The sequence below is a fragment of the Reticulibacter mediterranei genome, from assembly GCF_016587455.1.
In genome coordinates this window covers 3,461,388-3,475,181 of sequence record NZ_BNJK01000001.1, presented here as the reverse complement: position 1 = coordinate 3,475,181, position 13,794 = coordinate 3,461,388, and the positions used below count along the sequence as shown (strand labels likewise).

General features: G+C 52.6%; 14 protein-coding genes. 10 read left to right on the top strand and 4 right to left on the bottom strand.

Translation table 11 applies throughout. From position 1 onward, the window contains the following. The first annotated feature begins 20 nt into the window (after nucleotides 1–20). A complete protein-coding gene (locus K3T83_RS14815) occupies nucleotides 21–446 on the top strand; it encodes a response regulator (RefSeq protein ID WP_220203743.1) in 426 nt (141 codons plus the stop codon). Between the two features lie 52 nt (nucleotides 447–498). Here K3T83_RS14815 and K3T83_RS14810 read toward each other — a convergent pair whose 3' ends face one another. After that, nucleotides 499–894 carry an ArsR/SmtB family transcription factor gene (locus K3T83_RS14810; RefSeq protein WP_220203742.1) on the bottom strand — a complete coding sequence of 132 codons (396 nt, stop codon included), beginning with the start codon at nucleotides 892–894 and terminating at the stop codon, nucleotides 499–501. Nucleotides 895–1,204: 310 nt separating this feature from the next. Here K3T83_RS14810 and K3T83_RS14805 point away from each other — a divergent pair, with 310 nt between their 5' ends. From K3T83_RS14805 to K3T83_RS14795, 3 genes are read left to right on the top strand one after another with little or no spacing between them, the layout of a single operon-like run. Continuing rightward, the gene (locus K3T83_RS14805) at nucleotides 1,205–1,912 is read left to right on the top strand and encodes a DUF8166 family protein (protein ID WP_220203741.1); all 708 of its coding nucleotides are present in this window, start codon (nucleotides 1,205–1,207) and stop codon (nucleotides 1,910–1,912) included. A 17-nt stretch (nucleotides 1,913–1,929) separates the two neighbouring features. Further along, nucleotides 1,930–3,675 (top strand): ATP-binding protein, encoded by a 1,746-nt coding sequence (locus tag K3T83_RS14800; RefSeq protein WP_220203740.1) that lies wholly within the window; start codon nucleotides 1,930–1,932, stop codon nucleotides 3,673–3,675. Between the two features lie 16 nt (nucleotides 3,676–3,691). Continuing rightward, a complete protein-coding gene (locus K3T83_RS14795; RefSeq protein WP_220203739.1) occupies nucleotides 3,692–4,057 on the top strand; it encodes a hypothetical protein in 366 nt (121 codons plus the stop codon). Here K3T83_RS14795 and K3T83_RS14790 read toward each other — a convergent pair. Further along, nucleotides 3,974–5,317, bottom strand: a complete 1,344-nt coding sequence (locus K3T83_RS14790) for an MFS transporter (RefSeq protein ID WP_220203738.1) — start codon at nucleotides 5,315–5,317, stop codon at nucleotides 3,974–3,976. The genes K3T83_RS14795 and K3T83_RS14790 overlap by 84 nt on opposite strands. Before the next feature lie 254 nt (nucleotides 5,318–5,571). On the opposite strand from K3T83_RS14790, the gene K3T83_RS14785 reads away from it, so the two are divergent. The 5 genes from K3T83_RS14785 to K3T83_RS14765 all read left to right on the top strand — a co-directional run bounded on the left by K3T83_RS14785 (nucleotide 5,572) and on the right by K3T83_RS14765 (nucleotide 10,119). Then, nucleotides 5,572–5,796 (top strand): Uma2 family endonuclease, encoded by a 225-nt coding sequence (locus tag K3T83_RS14785; RefSeq protein ID WP_220203737.1) that lies wholly within the window; start codon nucleotides 5,572–5,574, stop codon nucleotides 5,794–5,796. A 6-nt stretch (nucleotides 5,797–5,802) separates the two neighbouring features. Continuing rightward, nucleotides 5,803–6,714, top strand: coding sequence for a glycosyltransferase family 9 protein (locus tag K3T83_RS14780; RefSeq protein ID WP_220203736.1), 912 nt, complete (start codon nucleotides 5,803–5,805; stop codon nucleotides 6,712–6,714). A gap of 166 nt (nucleotides 6,715–6,880) precedes the next feature. Then, on the top strand, nucleotides 6,881–7,615 hold the full coding sequence (locus tag K3T83_RS14775; protein ID WP_220203735.1) for a hypothetical protein: 735 nt from the start codon (nucleotides 6,881–6,883) through the stop codon (nucleotides 7,613–7,615). 141 nt (nucleotides 7,616–7,756) lie between these two features. After that, complete coding sequence (locus K3T83_RS14770) at nucleotides 7,757–8,716, top strand: AAA family ATPase (protein WP_220203734.1); 960 nt, start codon at nucleotides 7,757–7,759, stop codon at nucleotides 8,714–8,716. Further along, nucleotides 8,713–10,119 (top strand): DUF58 domain-containing protein, encoded by a 1,407-nt coding sequence (locus K3T83_RS14765; RefSeq protein ID WP_220203733.1) that lies wholly within the window; start codon nucleotides 8,713–8,715, stop codon nucleotides 10,117–10,119. Before K3T83_RS14770 ends, K3T83_RS14765 begins: the two co-directional genes overlap by 4 nt. 179 nt (nucleotides 10,120–10,298) lie before the next feature. On the opposite strand, the gene K3T83_RS14760 is transcribed toward K3T83_RS14765, so the two are convergent. Further along, on the bottom strand, nucleotides 10,299–10,535 hold the full coding sequence (locus tag K3T83_RS14760; RefSeq protein ID WP_220203732.1) for a hypothetical protein: 237 nt from the start codon (nucleotides 10,533–10,535) through the stop codon (nucleotides 10,299–10,301). A 395-nt stretch (nucleotides 10,536–10,930) separates the two neighbouring features. On the opposite strand from K3T83_RS14760, the gene K3T83_RS14755 reads away from it, so the two are divergent. Continuing rightward, nucleotides 10,931–12,550: a DUF4129 domain-containing protein gene (locus K3T83_RS14755; RefSeq protein ID WP_220203731.1), complete on the top strand. Its 1,620-nt coding sequence runs from the start codon at nucleotides 10,931–10,933 to the stop codon at nucleotides 12,548–12,550. Between the two features lie 8 nt (nucleotides 12,551–12,558). On the opposite strand, the gene recF is transcribed toward K3T83_RS14755, so the two are convergent. Continuing rightward, on the bottom strand, nucleotides 12,559–13,755 hold the full coding sequence (gene recF / locus K3T83_RS14750; protein WP_220203730.1) for a DNA replication/repair protein RecF: 1,197 nt from the start codon (nucleotides 13,753–13,755) through the stop codon (nucleotides 12,559–12,561). Nucleotides 13,756–13,794 lie beyond the last annotated feature (39 nt).

The following is a 13,794-nucleotide window of genomic DNA, read 5'->3' as shown; positions in this document are numbered from 1 at the left end:
GCTCATAATTGGAGTAGTATATGATCCGACGTAGAGAGCAAGCAACGGAAAATGCAGGATATATTGCATCAGTAGAGGAAAGACCCGCTGTAAGAACTATGCTTATAGTGGAGGACGATGAGTATATCGGCGAAGTACTCGTTCAGGCAATTGTACAGGAAACCTCTTACCTCGCTGTTCTGGTGCCAGATGGTCAGGCCGCTTTGCATGCGGCAGCCGAAATCAAGCCCAGTCTGTTCATTCTCGATTATCAATTGCCACGCATGAACGGCATCGAACTTTATGACCGGCTGCATGCTATGCCGGAATTGGGTAAAGTTCCCGCTATGATGATCAGTGCGCGGTTGCCTCAACGAGAGCTGGAAAAACGTGATATTCTAGGCATGCACAAGCCTCTCGACCTCGACGAGTTCCTTCAAGCTATCGACTCACTTTTACAGCGCTGATGCTGCTTGCGATTGTGTAGCTACTAATGAGTTTAAAGGTGTCACATCACCTTTATTCAGTCTGCTCCTTAATATTCAGGTGCTCTGCATAGTCTTCATCCAGCGCGAGCAGCAGATCGTGAAAGGCTTTTACCAGTTGGCGATTGCATAGTCGGTAATAGACGACATTTCCGTCTTTCCGTGAATTGACCAGCCCGATGACGGCCAGCTGCCGCAGATGTTCTGAGGTGGTGGCTGGAGATAAGCCAATGGCTTTGGCGATGTCGCCGGAGCGCTTTTCTGGCAATTCTGTACTACCATCCTTCCCTGGCAACGATAGTAATTCTAAAATGTAACGGCGACTGGTATCGCAAACGGTTGACAGGAATTTATCGACATATTTGTCAATTTCAGGAGCACGACGTGGGATCTCGTTTTCTGATGCTTCAGATTCATTTATTATTGCCATAATCTGGACTCCTTCTCTATTGTAGCCTTGTAAAGGCTATACCGGGTTTCCTCTTTCCCTGGTTGACACGTATTATAAGCCCTTCAATTACGGAGGGGCAATCAATCTGCTGTAATAAACAGCCTCTTTGCTGAAATTTAGTGACGCAAAAGTCCTTGATTGTGTTATAATGCCGCCAAACCATTTGTTCTAATTGGGGTGAGGAAGCGCATCTACAATTGCAATGGTCCGGTTGCAATGGTGCCATTGCAATTGGTAGACTTGATAGAACAAAAGGAACTTGTTTCCAAGTATGGAAAGGTATCCTCTAATGTTTATCGGAAAGATTGTCAAATCGGACTCACATATCAATTATGTCTGCCAGATTTATGGTCCACGCGAAGTTGAAGTGGAGCCTGGTCCGGCAGATTATGCCTTTGGCCGCTTCGTCCGTATCGCCGTCCGCGCCAATCAGCCTGATGACTCTGGTCATACGTTGGATTACGCTCTAGGGATCAGTCAGGAGCCAGTGACCTACGTTGTTGGCGTCATTTATGATACGATTCTACTCAATCCCGCGTTTGGAGCACTTGGTCCGCGCCTCTCTAACGAGACTCAGGTAGAACTGTTCTCCCCCGATTATATTGCGGAGAAGGCGGTTCTGATCTATGTGATGGTGCTTGGCTCGATGGAAGTGCAGCGCTCCTCGGAGGGAGAGATGCGGGTACTTTCTGCCACGCATGGCGTGCCCCTGCTCTCGCTCGAACTGGGCAGCGAGATTGAAACGATCAGTGATGACGAAGTGCGCGCCTTCCATTTTTTTAGCGATACTGGTGAGTCTGTGAATAGCGATAGCTCCGCGCCCTACCTGCATATGGGCTATCTGCCCCATATTATTGCCCAGCGCAACAGCCTTTTGCCGATGGTGACGTTACGCATTATCGAGCAGCTGGAGCGCTTATTTCCACAAAATCTTTCCGTACTGTCTATCGTCAAACATAACTTCGCCTGGCGTCTCAAGGTGGAAACCACAGGATAATTTGGAGGGTTCCCGGCATGTCCGATGCAACGACTACACCGCCTATCAATCAAGCTAGCGCCCGTCCTCCGCGTAAGCCTGTAGGAATTACCAAAGGACCGGGCAAGACAACGCATGAATATACGTTCGTTTCCCGTGATGACGAACAGGTGTTAAAAAACGGCGAGTATGTCTATTACGAACTCCCCGATCTCGACCAACCAGGACTCAACGGCTCAAGCGCTCCCATGCGCCGGGTGTTGGGACGTATTATGAAGCGCGTTCCCTTGCAGCTCTATCCCGATACCTTTCTAGGCGAACCCGAAATTTCGCCCGCGCAAGTTGCCATGATGGTTGGTTACAATGCTCACACCAACGAACTATTTGAGCTACATGTTGCCATTATGGGCTACTACGATCCTCCTACCGGCTCTTTTATCAATCCCTGGATTCCTCCTCAGTCTGGCAAACAGATCTTCCTTGCCGACGATGAGATGCTTTCTCTGGTACTCAGTCGCAAACAGACCAATCAGCCTGGTTCGGCCACCATCGGCTCGCTGCTCACACGCGCTCCTGGTGACGTGCCGATTGTGCTGTCGGTAAAAGACGTGGTCAGCACGCACCTGGGAATCATCGCCAGCACCGGAGCCGGAAAGAGCTACCTTGCCAGCGTGATTATTGAAGAGTTGATGAAGCCACAGAACAAGGCTTGCATCCTGATCGTTGATCCACACGGCGAGTATGGTACGCTCGATCAGATCGCCAACACACCGGAGTTTTCCGAGATGGGTGATGGGCGAGGCAGCGGCTATCAAGCACAGGTGCGCGTCTACAAGCCGGAGCAGGTCAAGGTACGCCTCTCAACATTGAATATGGGTGATATGCGTGCCCTGCTGCCAGAAATGACGGAGAAGCAGCAGTATTTGCTCAGTCGAGCGATGCGCAAGGTGCAGGAGACGAAGCGTGGCACACCCTGGGGCGTGAACGATCTGAAGCAGGCGATCAAGGCGGTCTCGCGGCAGAAAACCGACGAGGATAGCGAGGGGGCCGACGATTCCAGCACCGTTCACGCGCTGACCTGGCGTATCGAGCAGCGCTTCGAGCATAGCTTTACCTTTGACGATACGCAACACCTGGATCTGCCTGAGATCTTCAAGCCTGGACAATGTACGGTACTGCAACTCAATGAGATCGACGAGCGCGACCAGCAGGTGATCGTGGCAACGCTTCTGCGCCGTCTCAATCAGGCGCGTATGGATACGGAGCGCGGCAAGGTCCATTCTGGCGAGTCCTACCTGCCCTATCCGGTCTTTGTCCTGCTGGAAGAGGCCCATCACTTTGCGCCGGGCGGAACCGATGTCGTCTCAACCTCGATTCTCAAACAGGTATTGGCAGAGGGTCGAAAATTTGGTATTGGTGTTGGCCTGATTAGTCAGCGACCGGGCAAATTGAACGCCGATGTCCTCAGTCAGTGCCAGACGCAGTGTATTATGCGTATCGTCAATGAGATCGACCAGAAGAGTGTGGCGGCTGCTATTGAGGGCGTAGGACGCGATCTCTTGAATAACCTGCCAGCGCTCTCTAAAGGTCAGGTGATTGTTGCGGGTGCCGCTGTTAATACGCCTGTCATCTGTCGCGTGCGCACACGCCATACGCCGCACGGTGGCGAAAGTAAAGATGCTCCCGATCTGTGGCAGAAGCACTTCAGTTCCGATATTCAGGAGAGTCGTCGCCGCAACGAAGCGCCCCTGAACGGGAATCGTGGCTTTAATCTGTTGCGGTAGGGATAAATGAGGTGAGATGTCTAATCGCGCTATAGTGTTTTTATTATTGATAGTCGCTATGCTGGCCTGGGGAGGGTTGCGCCTGTTCAGTCATTTTATCCCTCCTCATTCGCCGCTGGCTTTCGCCGCCTTCTTTCTTATCCTCGGTGTGGCATGTACCAGCACCTTTGCCCCGCTTGCCTACATTATTGGTGCGCGTTTCCTGGCTCTGCGCGTCTATAAAATCACCATTCGCCACTCACTGCGTCAGGGCGCGCTCCTCGCGCTGGTGGTGATCCTCAATCTTATCTTGAGCGCGTTACATAGCTGGAACATCTTTACTGCTGTCGTGATTCTCGCTGCTGCTGTGGTTGTTGAGGTGTTGTCGCTGGCTCGGAAGTAGAGAGGCTGTATTCTGCGCTGGTAGCTCTCGCAATGTTCTGAGTGGCGACCATATCAGCCAGGGAAGCGCGCTCCACAGGCCAATGCTTACCAGTAACAGCGCGAGGCGTAGACCAATCATTGCTCCTAACCATCCACCCAGCAGTCCTCCCAGAGGAACAGTTGCCCAACCGATGAATTGCATGGTGGCGCTTACCCGGCCCTGTACATGCTCAGGAGTGCAACTTTGACGGAGGCTAACCTGATTCACCTCAAAAATGATCAATGGGGCAAGGATGAAAAACTGAGCAGTAATCAGCATGCCAGTGGCTAGTGGCAAAGGGCGCGAGGCGAACGGTATCAGTAATGCTCCTAGATCGCTGATAAGTGGTGTAAGAATCAGGGTGGGACCGAGGCCCAGCCAGCGCACAACATATCGGGCAAGTATGGTGCCGATCAATAAACCACTGTTGCCCACTGCAAAGATCAAGCCAATCAATGGCGTGGGAACGTCCACTTCTCGGATCATATAGAGCAAGAACATTGCCATTTGAGCGCTCCAGAAGATATTGGCCGTAAAATTACTGGCAGCGAGGGCGCGTAAGATGGGATGGTGCAGGACTATGTGCAGCCCGATGCCAATCTCTTTGAATACTGTAGTTCGTTCAGGAGATTTTTCTCTGTATTCTGGCTCATGAGTGAACGCGAGACAAAGCGCTGAACAGAGAAATGAGATTACATCTCCGATGATAGCAATGGGAGCGGTGACAAATTGCAGCAAAGCGCCTGCTAGATTTGGTCCGACAATTTGCATGGTTGAACGGCTCAGTTGCAGATTGCTGTTGCCTTCGATGAGTTGTTCTTGCGCGATCAACGAGGGTAAAAAGGCGCTGGCAGCAACCCCAAAGAGGACGTTCAGTATCCCAACTAGAAAATTGATCAGATAGAGCATTTCTATCTGTAAAACATGGAAAATGCTCAATAATGGAATAAGGGCTAATAGCGCGGCTCGTCCCAGGTCGGCCATAATGAGCAGCGGGCGGCGTGGGAGCCTATCGACCCAGACGCCAATGAAAAGACCTACCAGAAGGGGCGAAATCTGGCCTGATGCGAACAGGATACCTATCTGAAGGGGGTTAGCATGTAGTAGTGTGATGGCCGTAAGCGGGAGTGCCAGCGTTGTGATTGCCGATCCTAATAACGAGATGGTCTGTGCCGTCCATAGCTTCATGAAGCCTGGATGTGTCCATAGCCTCGATGATTTCCAGCGACTTCCTGCCACTATTGATTCCCTTTCGTTTCAAGCACTTTACTGTGCTTGTTGGTAAAAACTTACCATGCCAGTTTCATATGATGAGCTATATTACATGATAAAAAATCTCGTTTGAAAAGATCAAGCCTCATCTGCTCGCCTTTGTAGCATCAAGAAATGCTTGCCTCTAAAAATAAAATAGTGTAGAATCTATAATAGAGGCATTTGATCGAGAATCAAAATAGATGAGATGCTGAAGGTTTGGTTCGTGTTTGGAGAGGAAGATGTATGTTACAGCGCTCTATGATCGCACGGAGAAACTCGCTTGTTACCGCCGCTGTGCCATGCTTGAGGTCTATATGCTGGTGCATCAGGATGAGCCGCTCGTCGAGGTATATCGCAAAGAGCGCGGGTGGAAGCAGGAACTCTTCGGAGAGGGGCAAATGATCAGCCTGGAGCAGCTTGATCTTGAATTTTCGCTGAAGGCAATCTATGAGGGAGTTCTTTAACACAGAATGCACATTCTGATCGTTCGCCCTGGCGCAATTGGCGATACGCTGCTCACGTTGCCGGTTATTCAGGCGTTAAAAGCATGCTATGAGCAGCCCTCGATAACTCTTGTGGGCAATGCCGCCGTTCTCCCATTGGCCTCTGTAACGGGCATTGTCGATCACGTCTCGAACTACGAGTTGTCGCAATGGGGCGAGCTGTTTTCCAATCGCGGTATTACAACTCCATCGTTGCAGTCACAGTTGCAGGCTGTCGATCTGGCAATTTGCTGGTTGCGTGATAGCGATGGGATCGTTGCAAACAATCTACGGCGCGCTGGTGTGCGCGAGATCATCACGGCTCCCGGTCGTCCGGCTCCTGGACAGCGCGTACATATCATGACCTATCTGGCGCAAACGATAGGGATTACGCTCAGTCAGGCACAGATGAGCGCTGGTCTACCTTCTCTATTTCCTCCTATTGCTGCCTCAGAACGTCGATTGGTTGCTATTCATCCCGGTAGTGGAGGGGCCAGTAAGTGCTGGCCTGTGCACAATTTTGCTGCGGTCATCATGGCTTTGTGGCGGCGTGGGATACCTGTGCTATTGCTTGCAGGACCAGCCGATGAGAGCCGCCTCGCCGAATTGCAGAAATTGTTGCCTATACCGCCTGATCCCTCGCTGCTGCACAATCTAATAAATGTACCATTACTCGAAATTGCGCAACGTCTTTCTGCGTGTCGGGGATATCTTGGGAACGACGCTGGCATTACACATCTGGCTGCTTTGCTGGGTGTGCCGACGCTGGCACTCTTCGGCCCGAGCGACCCTATGATCTGGTCTCCCCAGGGACCGGCTGTACGTATACTGCATTCATCAGTATTTGGAAATTTGCCTGACACTGTGATTATGCAAGAACTTGAATCGTTATGTGTATAGGCGCATTGGCATGTACTTCTTTTTGTAGAAGCAATGTAAGGCCGCACAATCCTTGCATGCTGTTATTGCGCCTTTTTTCCTAGCACTTTTGCCCCATCATTTTACTTCATCGGCTTGATGTCCTATACTGAGCAATGGCAGTTTTGTGTGAGAAAGAAGGAGCATCATGTCCGAAGAACACCACGATCCACAAAAACAAAAACCGGCCTTCTATAAAGGACTATTGACGACACTCATAGAAGAGCCTTCCCCAGTACCAGGAACTCCTGCGGAGCCGCCCCCGTTTCAGGATGTTGTACCACCTTCCAGCGATCTGATAACTAAAGTGAAATGGTTCTGGCATAAGGATCTCGCTTCAAAAATTTTCCTGGTCACGCTTGCTGCCCTTCTGGTGATCAGTCTGCTCTTCGTGATTTCTGCCAATACAGTGCTCGCGCGGGTGTTGCCTCCTCCGCCTCAGCACTTCGATATGCAGCCGAACGATGAGCCAAAGGTGAATGGTACGGTTGATCTTCATCCAACCTTTCCCGTTACCTACGACAATAAGAACAGGACCACAACCAGCAGTTTACCACCCAAAAGCGGGACGCTAGCGACCTTATCAGGAACGCCGACCACGAGCCTGCAAATTACGGATATCCCCGGTCAGGTCGATGATAACGATTCGGTTGATGTGACCGTCAATGGGCCACCGCATACGACTGTCAGGCTGGTGATTCAATATAACGTTGATCCCTATTCTGCTCAGAGCAGTTCGGAGACCACCGATAGCGGGGGCAACGCCACCCTGACCTGGAAGGTGGATGTGAACAACAAGAAGGACATTGATGTGTACGCTCAGGTCTCCGTTGTTGGAGGTGGTAGTCAATCCGGCGCTGCAACCGTCGAAGTGAATACATGATACTGATTGAGGGTGAGATTTCTCCTGCTACTGGCGTATAATTGCATGTGGAGCACATGACGGTTTGACTCCCATGATCCGTTTCCCCCTCATCACGTCGTCGATAAGGACGTGTTATGATGCAAAGTATGGACACGAAGTATGACACAAAGCGATGAGATACGCCAGATACAGGCCGCCGCTCGCCGTATACGCCAGAATGTGGAGCGGGTCATCGTCGGGAAAGAGGCGGTCATCGATCTCTTGATGGTTGCGCTACTCTGTGAGGGCCATGTCCTCTTTGAAGATGTACCCGGCATCGGCAAAACGACGCTCGCCAAATCCCTTGCCCGTTCGCTCGGTTGCTCTTTTCAACGCATCCAGTTTACCCCTGATCTTCTGCCATCTGATATTACCGGTATCACCTTTTACAATCAGAAAAAAGGCGAATTCGAGTTTCGTCCCGGCCCACTATTGACTCAGGTGGTGCTGGCCGATGAGATCAATCGTGCCACACCTCGCACACAATCGGCGCTGCTAGAGGCAATGGAAGAGCGCCAGATCAGCGTCGAGCGCGAAACTATGCTGCTGCCACGTCCATTTATCGTCATTGCCACGCAGAATCCGGTCGAACTGGAGGGCACATTTCCCCTGCCAGAAGCACAGCTTGACCGCTTCTTGCTGCGGCTACGGCTGGATTATCCCTCGCGTTCGGAAGAGCGCCTGATCCTTCAGCGCTTCCGCGAGGAGCAGCCGTTACAGGAGTTGACGCCGGTACTGGATGCTGCAGACCTGCAACAGTTACAGAAAAGTATTCGCCGTGTACGCGTTGAGCCGAGCGTGGAGAGCTATATTGTCGAGTTGGTACGGGCAACGCGCACCCATAACGCTGTCGAGTTGGGCGTCAGTCCGCGTGGCACGCTGGCGCTTTATCGGGCCAGCCAGGGCTATGCGGCTATTCATGGGCGCAGCTATGTCATCCCGGATGATGTGAAGCGTATGGCTTCCTCAGTCCTCGCACATCGCCTGATCGCTACCAGTCAGTCGCGCTTGCATGGCCGTTTGATGGAGCAGATTATCGAGGAAGTATTGCATATAGTCGCGGTTCCGGTTGAATCATGAGACAGCAGCTTTCTTCTCCCACACAGCGTCGTCCTCCGCATTGGTTGCGCCGCATTGGTAGCGTGACCGATGGGCGCTGGTATCTGGCCGGTGTGCTGGTTGTGCTGATGGGCATTCTGCTGCATCAGCCCTTGCTGGTAATCCTGGGCCTGCTGGTGTTGCTGGTGTTGGGAACAACCGATCTGTGGGCCAGATATTGCCTGCACAATCTCACGTATCAGCGTCAGTTCAGCCTACAACGCGCCCTCTTTGGCGAGGAGGTTACGCTTTCATTGACGGTCGAGAACGCCAAAGCGCTGCCGCTGCCCTGGCTGGAAGTTGAAGACACGGTGCCGCGCCTGCTCTCGATTGAGGACCAGGAGTTGCGCTTTGCAACGCAGAGCAATGCGGCTATTCTGGAATGTTTGTTTAGCCCTGGTTGGTATGAGCGGGTGACGCGTCGCTATACAGTTCGCTGTATGACGCGCGGCGTGCATACGTTTGGGCCTACCACGCTGCGGAGTGGCGATGTCTTTGGCTTTATCAGTCAAGAGGTGTCGCTGGACAATTATCAGTTCGTGCTGGTGTATCCCTTGATCGTGCCTTTGACGCGCTTTGGCCTCCCGGCGCGCCATCCTTTTGGTGATCGTCGTGTACCGCGTCGCCTGCTGGAAGATCCATCGCGTGTGATCGGCATTCGCGGCTATCAGTATGGCGATGAACTACGCCGCATCCACTGGAAGGCGACAGCGCGCACTCTGCAACTGCAAAGCAAGGTCTACGAGACTACCACGACCTATACGCTGGCAATCTTCCTCAACCTGGAGTTTCGCCCCGATGTACACTATGGCATTCATCCAGAATTGCAGGAGCTTTCGATTGCCGTCGCCGCCTCAGTGACCGATTGGGCCTGCGAGAATGGCTATGCAGCCGGTTTATATGCCAACACAATGATGTTTATGCCCGATGAGCAAATTTCAGCCGCTTCACTTGGCACAGGAGATATTCACGAGGCTGTTGCGGAACAGTTGCGCCGACGCCGTATTCGTTTGCCAATCTCCAGCAATGTTGAACAACGCCAACGCATTATGGAGGCGCTGGCACGAGTGCAGGGGTATTTCGGCAGTAATATTGAGGATCTGATTCAAAGCGAGCGGCATCGCCTGCCAGCTGGAACAACTATAGTGCTGATCACCAGCGCGTTGAGCGAACACCTGGTCGATCAACTGGTCTATCTGCGCCAGAGCGGACATAGCGTGGCGATTCTGTTTGTGGGCGATACGCCGCCACCGTTCAAACTGGGAGGGCTGTCCATTTACTATATCGGTGGCGAGGCCATCTGGAAAGAATTTGTGGCAGCTCATAAGCGACGTGTGGAGGGAGCGGCGTCGGAGCTTGAGGCGGTAGGGAGTTTGCAACTATAACTGCACGGGATAGGCGCTATGGTGGGGAAAGACTATCAGCGTAGAAATACGTTTGTAGCCAGGCAACGCATTGTGTTGAAGAACACCTCATCCCATGAGGCGAATCGGTTGAAACGATTTCGCAGGGTTAACGCGTTGCCTGGCTACCTGGATTGGAGACCTTTATCAGTTTGTTGGGCCTAGTGGCTACCAACATAACGTGGTTTGAGGTTCTCGACCTCGTGTGTATGGAGTGCGAGATTGATATCTTCGCGATGTCGAGACAGCAGGTCGAACAGTCCTCGTGCTTCTTCAGCACTCAAGGTGCAGCTAAAGCCGTTGGAATCGCCAAAGCTATGGCTGTACAGCTTGAGTGTACCGTTCTCGTCAATCCATGAATGCAAACGACCAATCTTTTTATGCTCTTCAGCCTTCATCGTATTTTCCTCCCTGCGAATGGTTCGCATTAGTGCTAGATGTTTGTTATCTTGCTTTCGTCTACGCTCAAATCATACCCGATCTCAAGCGCTTTGTCAAGGGGAATTTTGTCTAATTTGCCAAATTTCATTGATTTTTATTTGTGCAATTTGCACAAATTTTAGCGGGAGATAAATATGAAAAGAGGTGGAAGAAAGAATAATGGAAATATGATATATTTGCTGATAGAAATAGTTGCTGAGAAGGTGGTTACGCCCCGTATATCGTAATACAGGGCCGTTGTAAGAAATGGTTGTGTGATATCCTATGATGTAGCAGCATAGCTGATTTCTTCGATATGTGCCTGCTTACGATGGCCTGAATAATCTATAAATAATACGTATCAGGGATAACTATGGATGAGAATACATCAGAAGCCTCTGGGACTGAAGACGAGCCGAGAGATATAGCACGGGAACACCTGCGCAACATATGGAGGCGAGAGGCGGTGGAGTTGTCAGCCGCGCCCAGCTGGGGAGAGCGTTTGCTGCCGCTGATTTTTGCGGCAATGGAAACCTGCTGGGTCGATGGTATTCTCATTGCGCTGGCGGGTGCAAATGTTTTTCATCTTCATGAGCCGCTCTTGCCGCTCTGGACGCCGCTGCTGTTGATGGCTGGTTCGGCCTGGCTGGTGAGTTATCTGGAACGGCGCGAACTGGCAGCGGGAGATGCACATCCCTCCGATGGGAAGCGCAAGGCGACTGCTGGCTCCTCTTTGTTTATCTGGTTGCTGACGATTGTTGCGCTGGTAAGCATCTGGTCGAGCATCTATGCATCATCGGCCTGGTTGGTTGATCCACGCTGGCTGCTGACCATGCTGAGCGATCTGCTGCTACTGGCTCCCAGAGCGTATCATGTGCTTGGGATTATCGCTCTCTCCGTCTATTTTTGCTGGCGCGGTCTGGCGCTGGCCCGCCGCGTCATCGAGCCGGGAGCGGTTCTCAACCGTTTACGCATCGGCGTGGGTGTGTTCGTGCTGGTTATCGTTGTGCGTGCTGGCGCGGGCGATCAGTTCTATGGCGAGTTGCCTCTGCTCTTCCTGTTGCCCTGCTTTGTCGCGCTGGCCCTGATTGCTCATGCACTGGCGAAAGCGATCTTTGTGCGACAGGTTCACCCGGTTGGTCTGCTGGGTAACATCGCCGTGCAGGAGGGAGCCGTGTTGATGGTGGTAGGCACAATTGGCGTGATCTTGCTGCTATTTGCCCTGTTGTTGGGTACATTTGCCAGCCCCGCTTTTCTCGTGCAGGTCCATCTCGCGCTGGCTCCTGTCGGCATCGTATATAACTGGTTTGTGACTATTCTGGCTCAATTTACCGTGCTTTTATTAACGCCGGTCTTCTGGTTGATCTCGTTGCTCCCGGTCCGTCAACAGCAACCAGTGCTGCCTCGTTCCTCGCCTGTCGTGCATGGCGTCCCAAAGCAGACCACGCCTCCTGAGGCATTGTTGATCGCGGCGACTGTGTTCAAAGTTGTGTTGCCATTGCTGGTGATTGTTGGCCTTGCTTTTCTCGCATGGCGTCTCTTACGCAGGCGGCGCGTTGTATTGCGGCGGCGCGACCAGGATTTGCACGAAAGCGTCTGGTCGTGGCGGCTCTTCCGGGGCCAATTGCAGGGATTGTTACGTGCGCTCTGGCTCCGTTTCTTTGGTCACAAGAGTCAAGCTGAGGAGGCGCAACCTGTTGCAGTGGAGATCACGGGTGAGCCAGCGGCGCGCACCGTTCGTGAGATCTATCGTGCCTTGCTCAGATGGGCGGCAGGTTGTGGTTATCCACGCGCGAAAGACGAGACCCCCTATGAATTTCAGCAGCGCTTGCAGGAGAAGTTGCCTCAGAGCATGCCGGAGCTGGGGATGATAACTGATGCCTACGCGCTTGTGCGTTATGGGGAAAGCGTGCCAGATGAACGCGAGGTCGAGCATGTGCAGGGAGAATGGCAGGCGTTACAGCGCAAAGAGCAAGCGCTGCCAGAGAGGTGAGTCGCCGGTTAAGGAGTTGGTTGTTCCTGCTGGACGGCCCCATGCTCGATGCGAGAAATGTAGGCTTTTTGCAGGATCTCGCGTGGGAAGCTATCCAGATCGGTTGTTGTCAAAAGTACCTGCTCATGTTGCATGACCTGTTGCAGAAGATATTCGCGCCGCCAGTGGTCGAGTTCGCTGAAGACATCATCGAGTAGCAGTACCGGTTCGTCGCCCGTGCTCAGGCGCATATAATTCAGTTCTGCCAGCTTGGTAGACAGAGCAGCGGTGCGCTGCTGGCCGCGTGAGCCGTAGGTCAGCACGTTGATGCCGTTGACCACGAATTCCAGATCGTCGCGGTGTGGTCCGAGCAAGCAGACGCCTTGATGGATCTCTTTCTTGCGCGAATCACGCAGTTGTTGTTGATACTGTTCCTGTGCTTCCAGAATGTTCCACGCTGCATCGACCTTGAACGAGGGGCGATAAATCACACGTAAATGTTCGCGGCCACCGCTGATGGCGGTCTGCAAGGGGTCCACCTGCTGGTTGATGATCTCAATCATGTGCTGGCGCTCGTAGATAATCTGGCTGGCAAGCTGCGTCATCTGTTCGTCAAGGAAATCGAGCATGCGCGGATCTTCCAGATTCTCGCGAATGCGCTTGAGCAAGGCCGAGCGCTGGGTGACGATTTTGCGATATTTGACGATGGCCTGGCAATAGCGCGGCTGGATCTGGCAGAGCGCCCGATCGAGGAAGCGTCGCCGCTCTTCGGGTGAGCCATCAACCAGGTGCAGATCCAGGGGAGCAAAGAGGACCACCTTCATCTGTCCAATCACATCGATGGTGCGGCGCGGAATGCTGTTGATTTTGAGGCGCTTGCGTTGCGTGCTGGCCGGTAGCTCCATTGTGGGAGCGGGCGTTGTGCCGTTGGTTGGAATGGCGGGTGGTGTCGGATCAAAGAGGGCGATTTCAACATGAACATCATCTTCGCGACGCTTGACGGTGCCTTCGAGACGAGCAATATGATCGGGTGCATGCCAGTTGACCACTTCGCGGTCGCTGGAAGCGTGGAAGGAATTGACCGTTGCGAGCATGCCAACAGCTTCGAGCAGGTTCGTCTTGCCCTGTGCGTTCTCTCCATAGTAGATGAAGAGGCCCGGACTCAGGGAAAGGGTAAGCTGTTCATAATTGCGAAAGTTGCTTAGTGAGAGGTGAGAAAGATACATGCACCCATCCACAAGGCGAGGACACAGCCTTTGTGACGC